The organism is Pseudomonas sp. NPDC087336 (genome assembly GCF_044744285.1).
Classification (GTDB): domain Bacteria; phylum Pseudomonadota; class Gammaproteobacteria; order Pseudomonadales; family Pseudomonadaceae; genus Aquipseudomonas.
In genome coordinates, this window is record NZ_JBIUYA010000043.1 from 19,887 (window position 1) to 37,240 (window position 17,354).

Genomic DNA, 17,354 nt, shown 5'->3' on the forward strand with positions numbered 1-17,354 from the left:
GAAGGGAGTCTCCCAGATGAATCATCAAGCCCGAAAAGGCTCGATCAGCCTGCTGGCCAGCGCGATGTTGCTGGCCAGTGCGGCCGCCTTCGCCAATGTGGAGCCAGTGGCCCCTCAACAAGGCAAGCCGGCCACCATGGCCAAGGAACTGCAACAGGCCAAGACCTACACCGTCAGCAGCGCACCGACCGCGCCGCTGGAACTGGCCACGCCGAAACTGCCGGACCTTTCAGGCTATACCGCAGAGGCCATCGCCGCGAAAATCGTGCGCAGCAAGGCCGGCAAGATCAGCGTGCGCCGGATGATGCAGGAAGACGCCCTGAAGGACTTCATCGGTGGCGACAACAAGATGGCCGAGTGGGTGGTGCGCCAGCACGGCATCCCCCAGGCGATCTTCGTCGACGACGGCTACATGAACCTCAAGGACCTGGCGAACAAGCTGCCCAAGCAGTACTTCAGCGAAACCTCGCCGGGTGTGTTCCTGGCGAAGTTGCCGATCGTGGTGGGTAACAAGGGCATCCTGGAGATCGACAAGCAGACCCAGGAATTGCGCCTGTCCCAGGAGGCCGGTTCGTTCCTGGTCAACGACGGAAAGTTGTTCGTGCGTGATACCAAGGTCACTGGTTGGAGCGAGAAGGCCAACGGCCCGGCGGCCTTCAAGTCGCCCAAGGAATTCCGTCCGTTCCTGCTGGCCTGGGGCGGCACCGAGACTTACATCGCCAACAGCAAAATGGCCAGCTTCGGCTACGCCAACAGTAAGTCCTATGGTGTGAGTATTTCCCAGTACACGCCAAACATGGCCAAGGTGCTCAAGCGCCCTGAACCGACCGGCTGGATCGTCGGTTCCGAATTCTCGGACATGTGGTACGGCTTCTACTGCTACGAAACCAGCAACTTCGTGGTCAAGGGCAACACCTACAAAGACAACATCGTCTACGGCATCGACCCGCACGACCGTTCCCACGGTCTGATCATTGCCGACAACACGGTGTACGGGACCAAGAAGAAGCACGGGATCATTATTTCCCGTGAGGTCAACGACAGCTTCATCTTCAACAACCGCAGCTACGACAACAAGTTGTCGGGCCTGGTGATCGACCGTAACAGCGTGAACAACCTGATCGCGCACAACGAGATCTACCAGAACCACACTGACGGCATCACCCTCTACGAGAGTGCCGACAACCTGCTGTGGGGTAACAAGGTGATCAGCAACCGTCGCCACGGTATCCGCATTCGTAACAGCGTGAACATTCGCCTCTACGAAAACGTCGCCATGGCCAACGGCCTGACCGGTGTCTACGGGCACATCAAGGACCTGACCGACACCGACCGTGACATCAAGCTCGACCCGTTCGACGCCCAGGTGTCGCTGATCGTGGTCGGCGGTGAACTGGCGGCCAACGGCAGCGGCCCGCTGTCCATCGACTCGCCGTTGAGCGTCGAGTTGTATCGCGTGTCCATGCTCGCGCCGACCAAATCCAGCGGCATCAGCTTCTCGGGGATCCTCGGCGAGCGCCAGGATGAAATTCTCGACCTGCTGGTGCGCCAGCAGAAAGCCGTGCTGATCGACCCTGTCGAACGCCAGACCGAAATGCGGGACTGAGGATAATTTTATGCACCCACACCTGATCAAATTACTCAGCCTGTCGGCCCTGACCGCCGGCATTCTCGCCGCCAGCGGCGGCGCGCGTGCCGATGAGGTTCAAGCACCGAAATTCTCGGCTGAACCCTGCTGCAGCCTGTGCCCGGCCGCCCATGACGCGAAGAACTACACCACCCGCTACCAGCAGAACTTCACCACGCTGGTGCAGGCCCAGGGTGACTGGCTGTTCCGTACCCAGGAAGACTTGCGCACCGAATTCGACACCACCCCGGCCGGCTACAAACGCATGCAGCAACTACACGATGCGTTCAAGAGCAAAGGCGTGGAACTCGTTGTGGTCTACCAGCCGACCCGTGGCCTGGTGAACCGCAACAAACTCAACCCGGCCGAGAAAGCCAGCTTCGATTTCGACAAGGCGTTGCGCAACTACAAGACCATGCTCGGCCGTTTCGCGCAGATGGGTTACGTGGTGCCGGACCTGTCGCCGCTGACCAACGAGCAGTTGCCCGAAACCCTGCCGGCCCACGACTTCTACTTCCGCGGCGACCAGCACTGGACCCCCTACGGCGCCCAGCGCACAGCGAAAATCGTCGCCGAGAAGGTCAAGCAGATCCCGGCCTTCGCCGACATTCCCAAGCGTGAATTCGAGACCCATAAGTCGGGTCGCATGGGCAAGACCGGAACATTGCACAACATGGCTGGTCAACTTTGTGGCACCAGCTACGCGATCCAGTACATGGATCAGTTCACCACCGAGCCGAAAGGCGAAGCGGGCGATGGCGACCTGTTCGGCGATTCCGGCAATCCGCAGATCACCCTGGTCGGCACCAGCCACAGCGGCAAGAACTACAACTTCGCCGGTTTCCTCGAAGAGGCCATCGGCGCCGACATTCTCAACGTGGCATTCCCCGGCGGCGGCCTGGAAGGTTCGATGCTGCAGTACCTGGGCAGCGACGAGTTCCAGAAGAACCCGCCGAAGATTCTCATCTGGGAATTCTCGCCGCTCTACCGCCTCGACCAGGAAACCATCTACCGCCAGATGATGGCGCTGCTGGACAACGGTTGCGAAGGCAAGGATGCACAGATGTCCGGTAGCACCACATTGAAACCGGGCAAGAACGAACTGATGGTCAACAGCAAAAACCTGAACCTGCAAAACAGCAGTCACCAGGTCGACATCCGCTTCGCCGACACCTCGGTGAAAACCCTGCAAGCCACCCTCTGGTACATGAACGGGCGCCACGAGGACATCAAGATCGACAAACCGGAAACTTCCGACACCGACGGGCGTTTCGCCTTCGAGTTGCGCACGGACGAAGACTGGGCCTCGCAGAATCTGCTGGCCGTCGAAATCCAGGGCCCTGAAAAAGCGGGCGCCACGCCACAGAAAGTCGAAGCCAAAGTCTGCAAACGCAACGTATTCCCGGGCGCTGGACAACGTACCGCTTCAGCCGGGCAATGAGGTCTGCTATGCGAACTCCGAAACTTGCAACACTGACGCTGTTGAGCCTGGCGATGTTCGCCGGCGCGACTCAGGCCGCGGCGCCACTGCGTCCGCCCCAGGGTTACTTCGCGCCCATCGAAAAAGTCAAAAGCGGCGACAAGAGCGAACGCTGTGACGCGATGCCGACGCCGTACACCGGCTCGCTGCAATTTCGCAGCAAGTACGAAGGCTCGGACAAGGCCCGTTCAACGCTGAACGTGCAATCGGAAAAAGCCTTTCGTGACAGCACCGCCGACATCACCAAAATCGAGCGCGGCACCAGCAAGCGCGTGATGCAGTTCATGCGTGACGGTCGCCCTGAGCAGCTCGAATGCACGCTCAACTGGCTGACTGCCTGGGCCAAGGCGGATGCCTTGATGTCCAAGGATTTCAACCACACTGGCAAGTCGATGCGCAAATGGGCACTGGGCAGCATGGCGTCCTCGTACATTCGCCTGAAGTTTTCCGACTCCCGTCCGCTGGCCAATCATCAGCAAGAGTCGCAACTGATCGAGGCCTGGTTCAGCAAGATGGCCGACCAGGTGGTCAGTGATTGGGACAACCTGCCGCTGGACAAGACCAACAACCATTCGTACTGGGCCGCCTGGTCGGTGATGGCAACTGCCGTCGCCACCAACCGCCGCGACCTGTTCGACTGGGCCGTGAAAGAGTTCAAGGTTGGCGCCAATCAGGTCGACGCCCAGGGCTTTTTGCCTAACGAACTCAAGCGTCAGCAACGTGCGTTGGCCTACCACAACTATGCCCTGCCGCCGCTGGCGATGATCGCCAGTTTCGCCCAGGTCAACGGTGTGGACCTGCGTCAGGAAAACAACGGCGCGTTGAAACGCCTGGGTGATCGGGTACTCGCCGGGGTCAAAGACCCGGACGAATTCGAGCAGAAAAACGGCAAGGAACAGGACATGACCGACCTCAAGGTCGATTCGAAATTCGCCTGGCTCGAACCGTTCTGCTCGCTCTACACCTGCGCGCCAGACGTGCTGGAGAAGAAGCACGAGATGCAACCGTTCAAGACCTTCCGCCTCGGGGGTGACTTGACCCGTGTCTACGACCCGGCCAGCGAGAAGGGCAAAGGTTCTTAGCACCACCACTTAACCCTGTGGGAGCGGGCTTGCCCGCGATGAGGCCGGCACATCCAGCATTGAGGGTGACTGACCCTCCGCTATCGCGGGCAAGCCCGCTCCCACAGGGTCAGTGCAAGGTTTGAGTTTTGTGTGATGCCCCCCGCCTTTCTGTGGGGGGGTTTGGGGGGGCCGTTGGCCCTTGACTGTTGGTTAAACAAGGAGAGATCGGAATGGTTTTTTCGTCCAACGTGTTCCTGTTTTTGTTCTTGCCGATCTTTCTCGGCTTGTACTACCTGAGCGGGCAACGCTATCGCAATCTGTTGCTGCTGATTGCCAGCTACGTGTTCTACGCCTGGTGGCGTGTGGACTTCCTCGCCCTGTTCGCAGCGGTCACGCTGTGGAACTACTGGATCGGCCTGAAAGTCGGTGCCGCCGGTGTCCGGACCAAACCGGCACAACGCTGGCTGCTGCTCGGCGTGGCCGTCGACCTGTGCATCCTCGGCTACTTCAAGTACGCCAACTTCGGCGTCGACAGCATCAACGCCATGATGACGTCGGTGGGCCTTTCGCCGTTCATCCTGACCCACGTGCTGCTGCCGATCGGGATCTCGTTCTACATCTTCGAGTCCATCAGCTACATCATCGACGTCTACCGTGGTGACACCCCGGCAACGCGCAACCTGATCGACTTCGCGGCGTTCGTGGCGATCTTCCCGCACCTGATCGCCGGCCCCGTGTTGCGCTTTCGCGACCTGGCCGACCAGTTCAACAACCGCACACACACCCTCGACAAGTTCTCCGAGGGCTGCACGCGGTTCATGCAGGGTTTCATCAAGAAGGTCTTCATCGCCGACACTCTCGCGGTGGTGGCCGACCATTGCTTCGCCCTGCAAAACCCGACCACGGGTGATGCCTGGCTCGGCGCCCTCGCCTACACCGCGCAGTTGTACTTCGACTTCTCCGGCTACAGCGACATGGCCATCGGCCTGGGCTTGATGATGGGTTTCCGCTTCATGGAGAACTTCAAGCAGCCGTACATCAGCCAGTCGATCACCGAGTTCTGGCGCCGCTGGCACATCAGCCTTTCGACCTGGCTGCGTGACTACCTGTACATCACGTTGGGCGGTAACCGCAAAGGCACGCTGACCACCTATCGCAACCTGTTCCTGACCATGCTGCTCGGTGGCCTGTGGCACGGTGCGAACATCACCTACATCGTCTGGGGTGCATGGCACGGCATGTGGCTGGCGATCGAGAAAGCCATCGGCCTGAACACTTCGCCGCGCAGCTTCAACCCGATCCGCTGGGCACTGACCTTCCTGCTGGTGGTGATGGGCTGGGTGATCTTCCGCGCGGAAAACCTGCACGTTGCCGGACGCATGTACGGCGCCATGTTCAGCTTCGGCGACTGGTCGCTGTCAGAACTCAACCAGGCCAGCCTCACCGGCCTGCAAGTGGCGACCCTGATCGTGGCCTACGTGACCCTGGCGTTCTTCGGCCTGCGCGACTTCTACAGCAATCAGCCACCGGTCAAGACCAAACCTGCAGTCAACGTCGATGCCGACGGCCCGGCCGCCGCAACAGCCGGCACGATCAAAGCCGTGCCTGGGGATAACCCGACCAGCATCCACCAGCCTGGCTACACCGTCGGCGTCGAAGCCCAGGTGCAACCTGCCTACTGGACTGCTGACTGGTCGCGCTACGCCATGCGTGCGCTGGTGCTGCTGCTGTTCATCGCCTCGATTCTCAAACTCTCGGCGCAAAGCTTCTCGCCGTTCCTTTACTTCCAGTTCTGAGGGATCTGACCATGACCCGCTCATTACGCATCTTCTACATCGCCCTGTTCCTGGTGACGCTGCTGGCCCTGGGCCTGTGGTCGGTCCGCAGCTTCCTCGGCTTTAGCACCAACGCCGATGCGACGGTGCTCAACGGCCGCTGGACCAAGGCCGTGGAGACGCACTACGACGACGAGTTCCCGATCAAGCGCCTGGGCACCAACCTCTGGGCCGCGCTGGACTTCAAGCTGTTCAACGAGGGTCGTCCGGGCGTTGTGCTCGGTCGCGACCAGTGGCTGTACAGCGATGAAGAATTCCATCCGACCGTCAACGAAGAGCTGAACCTGCAGGGCAACTACGCCCTGGTCGAAGGCGTGCGCCAGGCCCTGAAAGACAAAGGCGTGAAACTGGTGATGGCGGTGGTCCCGGCCAAGGTGCGCCTGTACCCGGAACACCTGGGTGAGGTGAAACCGGCCAGCATCCACGCCAACCTCTATCAGGACTTCCACAAGCGCCTGGCCGCCGACCGCATCCTTGCCCCTGATTTGCTGGGCCCCTTGCAAGCGGCCAAGCGCGACGGCAAGCAAGTGTTCCTGCGTACCGACACCCACTGGACCCCGGAAGGCGCAGAGATCGCCGCCAACCGCCTGGCCAAAACCATTGCCGACAAGTACCCGCTGAGCGGCGAACCGCAAGACTTCGTCACCGAGCCTGCGGAAAAAATCACCCACAAAGGCGACCTGCGTCTATTCCTGCCGCTGGACCCGCTGTTCGAAAACCTGATGCCGGCGCAAGAGCCTTTGCAGAAGCGCAACACGGTTGCCGCGCAAGACCAGCCAGCCGGTGACGACGCGCTGTTCGCCAACACCGAAGTGCCGGTTGCGCTGATCGGTACCAGCTACAGCGCCAACCCCAGCTGGAATTTTGTGGGCGCGCTGAAACAAGCCCTGCGCAGCGATGTGGTCAGTTACGCCGAAGACGGCCACGGCCCGATTCTGCCGATGCTCAGCTACCTCAAAAGCGACGCTTTCAAGAACAGCCCGCCACAGGTGCTGATCTGGGAGTTTCCGGAACGCTATCTGCCTGTGAACAACGAAATCGGCGACGCCGACCCGCAGTGGGTCGCAGAGCTTAAACAAGCCGGCGCTCGCCAACAAAACGTAGCCGCAAACACTAAATCCGAGACGCCCGACCGGGCGCAAAACTGAAAGAGAGAGGTACTACCATGACTTTCACTACTACTCCTCGTCGTCTCGCCAAGACTTTTGCTCTGGTTGCTGGTATGAGCATGCTTTCAATGCAAGCGTTCGCCGCGGGCGACGCCGCGTTGTACGGTCCGACCGCACCGAAAGGCTCGTCCTTCGTGCGCATCTACAACGCCAGCAACGCCGAAGTCAGCGCCACCGTCGGCAGCACCAACCTGAGCGATGTCGCGCCACTGTCGAGCAGCGACTTCAGCTTCATGCCCGGCGGTGACTACAGCGCCAAGGTCGGCAGCCAGACCCTGCCGGTGAAACTGGCCGGTGACCACTATTACACCCTGGTCAATAACGCCAGCGGCGCGCCACAACTGATCGAAGAGCCACCGTTCAAGAACAAGCAGAAATCCCTGGTACGCGTGCAGAACCTCAGCGACAAGGCGCTGACCCTGAAAACCGCCGACGGCAAGACCGACGTGGTGCCGAACGTGGCCGCCAAGGGCCGTGGCGAGCGTGAAATCAACCCGGTGAAAGTCAGCCTGGCGCTGTACGACGGCGCAACCAAAGTCGGCGACGTGAAGCCAGTCGCCCTGGAACGCGGTGAAGCCGCGGTGCTGTATGTCACCGGCAGCGGCAGCAGCCTGTCGCCAGTCTGGGTAAAACGCCCGGTATCGACGCGCTAAAGAATTTCCCGAAAACTGACCGCAAGCGCGTCCCTGTAGGAGCTGGCTTGCCAGCGAAGGCGTCCTCAAGGCCCCCTTCGCCGGCAAGCCGGCTCCTACAGAAGAACCGAGTCAGCCATTCGGACACGGAACAAGAACAAGAGTGAAACGACACAGCGTTCGTAGCTCTAACCAAACGATTTCAAGGAGTAACAACATGATCCCGGTAATTCTGTCAGGTGGTAGTGGCTCACGTCTTTGGCCGCTTTCCCGTAAGCAGTTCCCGAAACAGTTCCTGGCCCTGACCGGCGAGCACACCCTGTTCCAGCAAACCCTGGAACGCCTGGTGTTCGAAGGCATGGACACGCCGATCGTGGTCTGCAACAAGGACCACCGCTTCATCGTTAACGAGCAGCTGGCCGCGCGCAAACTGGAAACCCAGCGCATCCTGATGGAACCATTCGGCCGCAATACCGCGCCGGCCGTAGCGCTGACCGCGATGATGCTGGTCAATGAAGGCCGTGACGAACTGATGCTGGTATTGCCAGCCGACCACGTGCTGGAAGACCAGAAAGCCCTGCAACGCGCCCTGGCCCTGGCCACCGTCGCCGCGGAAAACGGTGAGATGGTGCTGTTCGGCGTACCGGCCACCAAACCGGAAACCGGTTACGGCTACATCAAGTCGACCAACGATTCGCTACTGCCCGAAGGCGTCAGCCGCGTTTCTCACTTTGTCGAAAAACCGGATGTCAAACGCGCCACCGAGTATGTGCAGTCCGGCGGTTACTTCTGGAACAGCGGCATGTTCCTGTTCCGCGCCAGCCGCTTCCTCGAAGAACTGAAAAAACACGACCCGGACATCTATGACACCTGCCTGCTGACCCTGGAGCGCAGCGCCCAGGACGCCGACACCGTCAGCATCGACGAAGCCACCTTCGCCTGCTGCCCGGACAACTCCATCGACTACTCGGTGATGGAAAAAACCCAGCGCGCCTGCGTCGTGCCGCTAACGGCGGGCTGGAGCGATGTCGGCTGCTGGTCGTCGTTGTGGGAAGTGAATGCTAAAGATGCCAACGGCAACGTCACCAAAGGCGACGTGGTGATCCAGGACAGCAAGAACTGCATGATCCACGGCAACGGCAAGCTGGTGTCGGTGATCGGCCTGGAAAACATCGTTGTTGTCGAAACCAAGGACGCCATGATGATCGCCCACAAGGACAAGGTCCAAGGCGTGAAGCAGATGGTCAACACCCTCAACGAACAGGGCCGCAGCGAAACCCAGAACCACTGCGAAGTCTATCGTCCGTGGGGCTCCTACGACTCGGTGGACATGGGCGGGCGCTTCCAGGTCAAGCATATCTCGGTCAAACCGGGGGCATGCCTGTCGCTGCAGATGCACCACCACCGCGCCGAGCACTGGATCGTCGTCAGCGGTACCGCTGAAGTGACCTGCGACGAGAATGTGTTCCTGTTGACTGAAAACCAGTCCACCTACATTCCGATCGCCTCGGTTCACCGCTTGCGCAACCCGGGCAAGATTCCACTGGAGATCATCGAAGTGCAATCGGGCAGCTACCTGGGCGAGGACGATATCGAGCGCTTTGAAGATATCTACGGGCGCACTACGCCGATCGAGCGTGGCGTATCGGTGAAGACCATCGCGCAGTAAGCGATCGCTGAAACAAAAGCCCCTGTCCAGTCCACTGCGTCCCCTATCCGCAGTGGGTTGGGCGGGGGCTTTTTTTGCTTGTTTTCATGTGCTGCCTCGGCCGACCTCATCGCGGGCAAGCCCGCGATGAGGCCGGCACATTCACCGCCAAATCAAGCCCATCGCCAACCTCCCCTACGCTTAGGTAGGATGGTCCTCTCCATTCCCGAGGTTTCGCGTCATGTTCATCGGCGTCCTGCTGGTCATTACCTGGCTGATCCTGTTGCTGCGCTATCCGGCCAAGGCCTTGCCGGTTTCCATGGCAGCTGCCGTGGGCCTGGGCATCGTCGCTACCTGGGTCATCTGGATGGACCACCGCGAGCTCAAGCAGCTGGAGCGCCTGGAGTTGCGCATCAGCTATGCACCGCAACACTGTCCGGCAGACCGACCGCTGCGATTGACCATGAATAACGGCAACGATGTACCGCTGACCGAATTACGCTGGCGCGTCGCCGCCTATGCGCCAGGCGACACGGTCAATCTCGCCGACAATCAATACACCGCCCCACGCTACCGCGGGCCTGGCGAATTGCAGGCCGGTGGCAACTGGGAAGACTGCTTGCCGCTGCCGCCACTTCGCCCCGGCTATCGCCCGGAAACTTTGGAGTTTCGCGCCGAGCGTTTGCACGGTAGTTTCTCCGACTGAGCTATCCCTACTGAGCTATTCCCCCACCGTTTGCACAAGGACCGCGCCATGCCCGTTGCGTTGATTACCGGATGTTCCAGCGGCATCGGCCGCGCCCTCGCCGATGCGTTCAAGGCTGCCGGATACGAAGTCTGGGCCAGCGCCCGCAAGGTTGAGGATGTCGCAGCACTGACCGCCGCCGGTTTTGCCGCCGTGCAACTGGATGTCAACGATGGACAGGCACTCGAACAGCTGAGCGAACGGATCAACCGGCAATATGGCGGCCTCGATGTGTTGATCAACAACGCCGGCTACGGCGCCATGGGCCCGTTGCTCGATGGCGGCGTGCAGGCAATGCAACGCCAGTTTGAAACCAACGTGTTCGCCATCGTTGGCGTGACCCGGGCGTTATTTCCGGTGTTACGTCGGGCCAAGGGCATCGTGGTGAACATCGGCAGCGTTTCAGGGGTTCTGGTGACGCCGTTCGCAGGCGCTTACTGCGCGTCCAAAGCGGCGGTGCATGCCTTGAGCGATGCCTTGCGCATGGAGCTGGCGCCGTTTGGCGTGCGGGTCATGGAGGTTCAGCCAGGCGCCATCGCCTCCAGTTTCGCCAAGAATGCCGGCCACGAAGCCGAGCAACTGATCAGCGAACAATCACCCTGGTTCCCGCTGCGCGAAGGCATTCGGGCACGGGCCAAGGCCTCCCAGGACAATCCGACGCCAGCCAGTGAATTTGCCGCCGGGTTACTCAAGGCCGTGCAGCAGAACAAGCCGCCGCGGTTGATTCGTCTCGGCAATGGCAGTCGGGCATTGCCGTTGATGGCGGGGTTGTTGCCCAAGGGTTTGCTGGAGTCGGCGCTGATGAAGCGGTTCGGGTTGCGAGGGCAACTGTAGGAGCGAGCAGGCTCGCTCCTACAGGAGTTATGCACCATCACCTGGGTTGACCACGACGGTACAGGTAATCCCCGCCGCCAACAGCACACCCTCCGGCACTTCATCGATGTGAATCCGCACCGGCACGCGCTGGGCCAGGCGCACCCAGTTGAAGGTCGGGTTCACATCAGCGATCAGCTCGCGACTTTGCGGGTTGTCGCGGTCGTAGATGCCGCGCGAGATGCTTTCCACATGGCCCTTGAGCACTTCGCCGCTCATCAGTTGCATGTCGGCCTTGTCGCCGAGGCGCACGTGGGGCAGTTTGGTTTCTTCGAAGAAGCCGTAGACCCAGAACGAGTTCATGTCGACCACGGCCATCTTCGCTTCGCCGATGCGCGCGTAGTCGCCGCGATGCACATTCAGGTTGGTCACGTAGCCGTCGACGGCAGCACGTACTTCGGTGCGCTTGAGGTTAAGCTCGGCGGCCTCCAGCTGGGCCTGGGCGTGCTGGTAGTCGGCCAGGGCCGAGTCGGCGATGTTGCTGGCGTCGTCGCGGTTTTCCCTGGAGATCACCAGGTTGTCCAGGTCGGCACGGCGGTGGGCGTTGACCTTGCGCATCTCCCAGGTGGCCTTGCGCGACGCCACCAGTGACTGCGCCTGCTTGACCGCGAGGCGGTAGTGTTCGGGATCGATGCGCATCAACAGATCGCCTTTCTTCACCAATTGGTTATCGCGTACCGGCACATCCACCACTTCACCGGTGACGTCGGCGGCGACGTTGATGATGTCGGCGCGCACCCGACCGTCGCGGGTCCATGGGGTGCTCATGTAGTGCTCCCACAGGGAGCGGCCGATCCATATCGCGAGGGCGAGCACCAACAGGGTCGCGAGCAGGCTGAAAAGCTTTTTCATCAGGGCGTTCTCAGTGAAAGAGAGTCAACGGTAGACAGTCAGCGCCATGGCGCCGAACAGACAGGTAAACAGGCTCAGGCGCAGCAGCGCCGGGTGCCAGAAAAAGCGGTACAGGTCGAACCCGGACAGGCATCGGTCAAATCCCCAGGCCAACACCGCGGCAATCAAAAACATCAGGGTCATGGTCGGCATGTAGACGCCGTGGAAGGCGATTTCACGGGGCATGTTCAAGTCCTTGGGGCCTGGGCGTAACTGGACAGGGGCGATTGCGGATCCAGCAACGAAGTGCGAATGAAGTGCAGGTAGCTCTTGACCCGACGCAACGCCGACGTATCGAAGTGCGGGGCGAAGGGTTCATCGGTGGCTTGCACGCGGCTGATCGCGTGGTCGACGGCGATCAGGGCACGCTCCAAATTGCTTTGGCCCGGTTGCAGGAACAGCCGCACCAGCGAACGGCCCATCACGCGGATAGACTGGCGCCATGGCTGGGACTCGGCATAGGCCGGGTGCACCGGCAGGATCGCCTGTTCCTTGCGCAATTCGATGATCGCGTGCCCGACTTCCAGCACCACGAACATCCAGCGCAGCACATTGCGCTGCACCTGTGGTTGCCCTGCCGCGAAGCCGTAGGCCTGATGCACCAGGTCGCGGGTGCGGCTTTCGAAGCTCGACGCCAGGCCCTTGAGTTTGCCGCTGATGGCGTAGACCACCTGGCCACGCAGGTCCTGTTCCAGGCGCTGCCACAACCAGCGGCTATTGGGCGGCAGGATAATTGCCCCGGCCGCCGCGCACACCAGCATGCCGATCACCATGGCGATGTAGTCGTTGATGAAGGTGTAGGGGTTGTAGACCGTGAGGTTGTCCGGCACCGAACCGATGCTGAAGAAGATCAGCAAGCCCACCCCGACGCCAGCGTATTGCGGCCGCGATGCCAGGAACGCGCCCAGCACGAACACCGGTGCGAGCATCACGCACAGCAGGGGGAAACCATCGATCAACGGGTAAATGAAAAACATCTCGGCAAAGCCGATCACCGCTCCGAGCAAGGTGCCGCAAGCCATCTGGAACGCCATGCGCTTGGGGTTCGGCGTGGCGGCGGACAGCCCCACGGTGGCGGCGGCGACCAAGGTCATGGTCGCCCCGCTCGGCCACGCCGTGGCCACCCAATAGCTGCCCAGCACCAGCAGAATGAACGACGCACGAATTCCCGAAGCCGCCGACACCAGCCAGTTGGTTTGTGGTGTGAAGGGTTCATCCCAATTCTCTCGCTCATGACTGTGATCAGCCAGAGACGCGTGGGTCTGTGCATAACTGTGCAAGTCATCGACGAAGCGATAGAGCAGTTCGTAGGCGGTGTGGAAATCCAGTTGCTCGGCGTCAGTCGGATTGCTCTGCTGATAGATCGCCCGCAGGCTGCGCACCCGTGACGGCAAACCTTCCTTGTAAGCCGACAGCGCTGTGACCAGCCGTGCCGCATCGGCACTGGTCAGGGCGCGACCGCTGAAACCGTCGAGCAGCTCTGCGAGATCCTGCAAACCCGGTTTGATCGCCGCCTCCGCATGGTCGCAGCCGCTGCTGCGCAGGCGTTCGAGCAACTGGTGCAAGGCGTTGAAACGGGTGGTAATGCCCATGAACTCGCTGTTCAGGCGACTGAGCCGACCGTTGCGCCGACGCATGTGCGGGTCTTCGAACACCGTCACGCTACGCAGCCCTTCCAACCCTACTGCCTCGGCGATGAAGCGCACGTTGCTGGCCTCGAATGCGTCGCGCTTGCTGCGACCGCGCAAGCCGTCGGTGACGAACAGGGCGAACACCCCGAAGCGCTGATACAAAGCATTACGCATGGCCGCACTGGTGGTTTGCGGCAGGATCGCGGCGCTGACCAGGGTCGAGCAGAGTATCCCCAGGGAGATTTCCAGCACCCGCCAGACCGCCATCATGAACGCGCCGTCGGGATGCGCCAGCGCCGGCAATCCGACCATCGCCGCGGTGTAGCCGGCCAGCACAAAACCATAGGCGCGCAAATTGCGACTGCGTGCCGCGCCGGCCGAGCAGATGCCGACCCAGATTGCCAGCGCACCGAGGAACAGTTCGGTGTTCTGTGCAAACAGGGCGATTAACGCCACCATCACCGCCGAACCGGCCAAGGTGCCGAGGAAGCGATAGAAACTCTTGGCGAACACCTGGCCGCTTTGCGGCTGCATGACGATGAACACGGTGATCATCGCCGTGCGCGGCTGCGGCAATTCCAGGCGCATGGCCAGCCACAGGGTCAGGAACGCTGCGATCAATACCTTGAAAATGTAGACCCAGGTCACGCCATCGCTGCGTGCCCAGTCGAAAAAAGCCCGGCGCCATTCAAGGGAGTAGAGCCAGCGCAAGGGTGCGGGCAAGAGCGTCATCAGATCCTGCTTAGTGATATTCGGTTAAGACACCGGACCTGTGGGAGCGGGCTTGCCCGCGATGGCGTTGTATCAGGCGACACTTTTATTGCCTGACCCACCGTAATCGCGGGCAAGCCCGCTCCCACAGGGTCCTTGTTCAATTCAGGATGTTCATTAACGTGGCTGGGGTTTTCGGTACCACGGTCTGGCTGTCCTTCGGCACATCATTGCCTGCACCAAGCCCACCGCCGAGCGCCGTTACCAGTTCCGCATGCGCACTCAATCGCGCCGCCTGAACCTGTTGCTGCACCTGCTGCTGCTTGAACAACAGCGTCTGCGCATTGAGCACGTTGAGGTAATCGGTGAGCCCGCGCTGGTAAGCGATCATCGCGATGTCATAGGTTTTCTGCGCGGTGGCCACCGACTCGGCGGCGAAGGTTTGCTGCTTGTCCATGGACTCGCGACGAATCAATTGATCGGAGATGTTCTTCAGGGCGTTGACCAGGGTCTGGTTGTACCTGGCCACGGCAATGTCGTAACCCGCCGAAGCCTCACCCAACTGCGCGCGCAAACGGCCTGCGTCGAAAATCGGCAGGGAAATCGCCGGGCCCACGTTGTAGTTGAGTTTCCTGCCGGTCAGGAACTCCAGCGCCCCGCCACCCGTGGCCATGTAGCCCAGGCTGCCGACCAGATCGACGTTGGGATAGAAGCCTGTATGCGCCACATCGATACCCCGGGCCTGCGCCGCCACTTGCCAGCGGCTGGCGACCACGTCCGGACGTTGCCCGAGCAACTGCGCCGGCAACGACGACGGCAACTTCAGCGCGGCGCCCAGCGACAGGGTCGGCCGTTGCAATTGCGCACCCTCCCCCGGCCCCTTGCCTGCGAGTGCGGCCAGTTGGTTGCGGCTCAGGGCGATTTCCTCGTCCAGTGCATCGATCTGGCGATGGGTTTCCGGCAGCGGCGTCTCGGCCTGGCTGACTTCGAAATGGGTGCCGATGCCGCCGTTCAGACGCTTCTGTGCCAGATCGAGGATTTGCTGTTGCTGCTTCAATGTCGCTTCGACGATATCTCGCTGCGCGTAGTGCAACGAGAGCTCGATGTAGACGCGCACGATGTTGTTCTGCAATTCGAGCTGCGCCTGACGCGCTTCGGCGACGGTCATGTGGGCCATGTCCACGGCACGCTCGGTGGCGTTGCTTTCACGACCCCAGAGGTCGAGGGCGTAACTGAAGCCCAGCGCGGCGTTGTTGTCCCAGGTGGTGCTGTTGGCCAGATCGCCGGGACCATAGAACTGATCGGTGGGCCAGTTGTGGCGCTTGAGGGTGGTTTGGCCGTTGATCTGCAACGACTCGGCCGACTCGGCGATACCGGCCATGGATCTGGCCTGACGGACCCGCGCGGCGGCCATGGCCATGCTCGGGCTGCCTTGCACGGCCAGGTCGACCCAGCGATTGAGTTGCAGATCGCCATAAGCCTGCCACCATTGGGCAGTGGGCCAGTGTGCATCCTGCGCCGCGCTCTGGATGGCTTCGTCGGTGGCCAGTGAATCAGCCTCCAGCGCCTTGCCCTGGGGGGCAATACCTCCGGTTCCGATGCAGCCGCTGATTGCCAGGGTTAAAGCCAGAATACTGAGGGGTTGAAGCGCTCTGCTGATGCGACGCGGCACTGCTGAAAATTCCTGAGGTGGGGGAATCTGTAGGAGCGTGGCTTGCCCGCGAACGGCGCGCCGAGGTTTCACAGGTACACCGCGTTATCGTTCTTCGCGGGCAAGCCTCGCTCCTACAAAGGGAACGGCGTAATTCTAGGGCTGGGTTTTGAAGGCGATAAGCTGGGATTCCTGTGAATCTTTGTTACCGTTAACGCGATAATCCCTTTGTAGGGGTCTCAGCCCCTGAAACTTCGTGTCACAATTTGCCATCGAACCCGAGAGCACCCCATGGACACATTGCAAAACATGCGCGCCTTCAGTTACGTGGCCGAGGCCGGCAGCTTCACCGCCGCCGCCGTGCAACTGGACACCACCACGGCCAACGTCTCGCGCGCGGTCTCCAACCTGGAAGCCCACCTGCAAACCCGTCTGCTCAACCGAACGACACGACGCATCGCCCTGACCGAAGCCGGCAAGCGCTATTTGCTGCGCTGCGAGCAGATTTTGACCTACGTCGAAGAAGCCGAAGCCGAGGCCAGCGACGCCCACGCGCGCCCGGCCGGGCAGCTCAAGGTGCACACCATGACCGGCATCGGCCAGCACTTCGTGATCGACGCCATCGCCCGCTATCGCAAGACCCACCCGGACGTGACCTTCGACCTGACCATGGCCAACCGCGTGCCGGACCTGCTGGACGAGGGCTACGACGTGTCCATCGTGCTCGCCAGCGAACTGCCGGACTCCGGCTTCGTTTCCCAGCGCCTGGGGATTACCTACAGCATCGTTTGTGCGTCGCCGGCCTACGTCAAAGCCAATGGCTGCGCGCAAAAGCCCAGCGACTTGCTGAACCACGCCTGCCTGCGCCTGGTAAGTCCGGTCATCCCCTTGGAAAAGTGGGCCTTCGACGGTCCCGAGGGCCAGGAAATGGTCACCATCAACAGCTCACCGTTTCTGGTGAACTCGGCCGACGCGATGAAAACCGCGATCACCAGCGGCATGGGTGTCGGTGTACTGCCGCTGTACGCAGCGATCGACGGCCTGCGTAACGGTACGCTGGTGCGGGTGATGCCCAAGTACCGCTCCCAGGAGCTAAACCTGTACGCGATCTACCCGTCGCGGCAATACCTGGATGCGAAGATCAAGACCTGGGTGGAATACCTGCGCGGGTCGTTGCCGGAGTTGTTGGCGGCGCATCAGGCGGAACTGGCGGCCTATGAATTGAGCGGCAGTCTCGCCGGGGCGCGAGTGGCGACCTGAGACGCACCTGAACGACAGGCCATAAAAAACCCGGACCAGGTCCGTAATGCTGTTCACTTAAGCATTTGAGCTCATGCTGGGCTTCCTAGAAAATCCGATACCAGACCTCTGGTATCGGATTTTTTATGTCTGTTCAA

14 protein-coding genes are annotated in these 17,354 nt (G+C 61.1%); 10 read left to right on the forward strand and 4 right to left on the reverse strand.

The features are described 5' to 3' along the window. Positions 1-16 precede the first annotated feature (16 nt). The 9 genes from algG to ACIO0C_RS28555 all read left to right on the forward strand — a co-directional run bounded on the left by algG (position 17) and on the right by ACIO0C_RS28555 (position 11,034). On the forward strand, positions 17-1,606 hold the full coding sequence (gene algG, locus ACIO0C_RS28515) for a mannuronan 5-epimerase AlgG (RefSeq protein ID WP_401317405.1): 1,590 nt from the start codon (positions 17-19) through the stop codon (positions 1,604-1,606). 10 nt (positions 1,607-1,616) lie between these two features. Further along, complete coding sequence (locus tag ACIO0C_RS28520; RefSeq protein WP_401317407.1) at positions 1,617-3,068, forward strand: alginate O-acetyltransferase; 1,452 nt, start codon at positions 1,617-1,619, stop codon at positions 3,066-3,068. 8 nt (positions 3,069-3,076) lie between these two features. Further along, positions 3,077-4,189: a mannuronate-specific alginate lyase gene (locus tag ACIO0C_RS28525; protein WP_401317410.1), complete on the forward strand. Its 1,113-nt coding sequence runs from the start codon at positions 3,077-3,079 to the stop codon at positions 4,187-4,189. A 212-nt stretch (positions 4,190-4,401) separates the two neighbouring features. Then, complete coding sequence (locus ACIO0C_RS28530) at positions 4,402-5,967, forward strand: MBOAT family O-acyltransferase (RefSeq protein WP_401317412.1); 1,566 nt, start codon at positions 4,402-4,404, stop codon at positions 5,965-5,967. A gap of 11 nt (positions 5,968-5,978) precedes the next feature. Continuing rightward, the gene (locus ACIO0C_RS28535) at positions 5,979-7,154 is read left to right on the forward strand and encodes an alginate O-acetyltransferase (protein WP_401317414.1); all 1,176 of its coding nucleotides are present in this window, start codon (positions 5,979-5,981) and stop codon (positions 7,152-7,154) included. Positions 7,155-7,171: 17 nt separating this feature from the next. After that, entirely contained in the window at positions 7,172-7,828 is a 657-nt protein-coding gene (locus tag ACIO0C_RS28540; RefSeq protein ID WP_401317416.1) for an alginate O-acetyltransferase AlgF, read from the forward strand. Positions 7,829-8,024: 196 nt separating this feature from the next. Then, a complete protein-coding gene (locus tag ACIO0C_RS28545) occupies positions 8,025-9,476 on the forward strand; it encodes a mannose-1-phosphate guanylyltransferase/mannose-6-phosphate isomerase (RefSeq protein ID WP_401317418.1) in 1,452 nt (483 codons plus the stop codon). A 220-nt stretch (positions 9,477-9,696) separates the two neighbouring features. Continuing rightward, on the forward strand, positions 9,697-10,161 hold the full coding sequence (locus ACIO0C_RS28550) for a multidrug transporter (RefSeq protein WP_401317420.1): 465 nt from the start codon (positions 9,697-9,699) through the stop codon (positions 10,159-10,161). Positions 10,162-10,209: 48 nt separating this feature from the next. Next, the gene (locus ACIO0C_RS28555) at positions 10,210-11,034 is read left to right on the forward strand and encodes an SDR family oxidoreductase (RefSeq protein WP_401317422.1); all 825 of its coding nucleotides are present in this window, start codon (positions 10,210-10,212) and stop codon (positions 11,032-11,034) included. A 27-nt stretch (positions 11,035-11,061) separates the two neighbouring features. On the opposite strand, the gene ACIO0C_RS28560 is transcribed toward ACIO0C_RS28555, so the two are convergent. The 4 genes from ACIO0C_RS28560 to ACIO0C_RS28575 form a co-directional block, all read right to left on the reverse strand. Further along, positions 11,062-11,925 (reverse strand): efflux RND transporter periplasmic adaptor subunit, encoded by an 864-nt coding sequence (locus ACIO0C_RS28560; protein WP_401317424.1) that lies wholly within the window; start codon positions 11,923-11,925, stop codon positions 11,062-11,064. Positions 11,926-11,949: 24 nt separating this feature from the next. After that, entirely contained in the window at positions 11,950-12,150 is a 201-nt protein-coding gene (locus tag ACIO0C_RS28565) for a DUF1656 domain-containing protein (protein ID WP_401317426.1), read from the reverse strand. A 2-nt stretch (positions 12,151-12,152) separates the two neighbouring features. Then, on the reverse strand, positions 12,153-14,327 hold the full coding sequence (locus ACIO0C_RS28570) for an FUSC family protein (protein ID WP_401317429.1): 2,175 nt from the start codon (positions 14,325-14,327) through the stop codon (positions 12,153-12,155). A gap of 139 nt (positions 14,328-14,466) precedes the next feature. Then, positions 14,467-15,978 (reverse strand): efflux transporter outer membrane subunit, encoded by a 1,512-nt coding sequence (locus tag ACIO0C_RS28575; protein ID WP_401317431.1) that lies wholly within the window; start codon positions 15,976-15,978, stop codon positions 14,467-14,469. A 270-nt stretch (positions 15,979-16,248) separates the two neighbouring features. Here ACIO0C_RS28575 and ACIO0C_RS28580 point away from each other — a divergent pair, with 270 nt between their 5' ends. Beyond that, entirely contained in the window at positions 16,249-17,217 is a 969-nt protein-coding gene (locus ACIO0C_RS28580; RefSeq protein WP_008054474.1) for a LysR family transcriptional regulator, read from the forward strand. Positions 17,218-17,354 lie beyond the last annotated feature (137 nt).

Bases quoted from the DNA above. Each gene is read 5' to 3' on its own strand.
- ACIO0C_RS28530 (WP_401317412.1), top strand. From the start codon at position 4,402: ATGGTTTTTTCGTCCAACGTGTTCCTGTTTTTGTTCTTGCCGATCTTT.
- ACIO0C_RS28545 (WP_401317418.1), top strand. From the start codon at position 8,025: ATGATCCCGGTAATTCTGTCAGGTGGTAGTGGCTCACGTCTTTGGCCG.
- ACIO0C_RS28540 (WP_401317416.1), top strand. From the start codon at position 7,172: ATGACTTTCACTACTACTCCTCGTCGTCTCGCCAAGACTTTTGCTCTG.
- ACIO0C_RS28555 (WP_401317422.1), top strand. From the start codon at position 10,210: ATGCCCGTTGCGTTGATTACCGGATGTTCCAGCGGCATCGGCCGCGCC.
- algG (WP_401317405.1), top strand. From the start codon at position 17: ATGAATCATCAAGCCCGAAAAGGCTCGATCAGCCTGCTGGCCAGCGCG.
- ACIO0C_RS28520 (WP_401317407.1), top strand. From the start codon at position 1,617: ATGCACCCACACCTGATCAAATTACTCAGCCTGTCGGCCCTGACCGCC.
- ACIO0C_RS28565 (WP_401317426.1), bottom strand. From the start codon at position 12,150: ATGCCCCGTGAAATCGCCTTCCACGGCGTCTACATGCCGACCATGACC.
- ACIO0C_RS28570 (WP_401317429.1), bottom strand. From the start codon at position 14,327: ATGACGCTCTTGCCCGCACCCTTGCGCTGGCTCTACTCCCTTGAATGG.
- ACIO0C_RS28525 (WP_401317410.1), top strand. From the start codon at position 3,077: ATGCGAACTCCGAAACTTGCAACACTGACGCTGTTGAGCCTGGCGATG.
- ACIO0C_RS28560 (WP_401317424.1), bottom strand. From the start codon at position 11,925: ATGAAAAAGCTTTTCAGCCTGCTCGCGACCCTGTTGGTGCTCGCCCTC.
- ACIO0C_RS28580 (WP_008054474.1), top strand. From the start codon at position 16,249: ATGGACACATTGCAAAACATGCGCGCCTTCAGTTACGTGGCCGAGGCC.
- ACIO0C_RS28535 (WP_401317414.1), top strand. From the start codon at position 5,979: ATGACCCGCTCATTACGCATCTTCTACATCGCCCTGTTCCTGGTGACG.
- ACIO0C_RS28550 (WP_401317420.1), top strand. From the start codon at position 9,697: ATGTTCATCGGCGTCCTGCTGGTCATTACCTGGCTGATCCTGTTGCTG.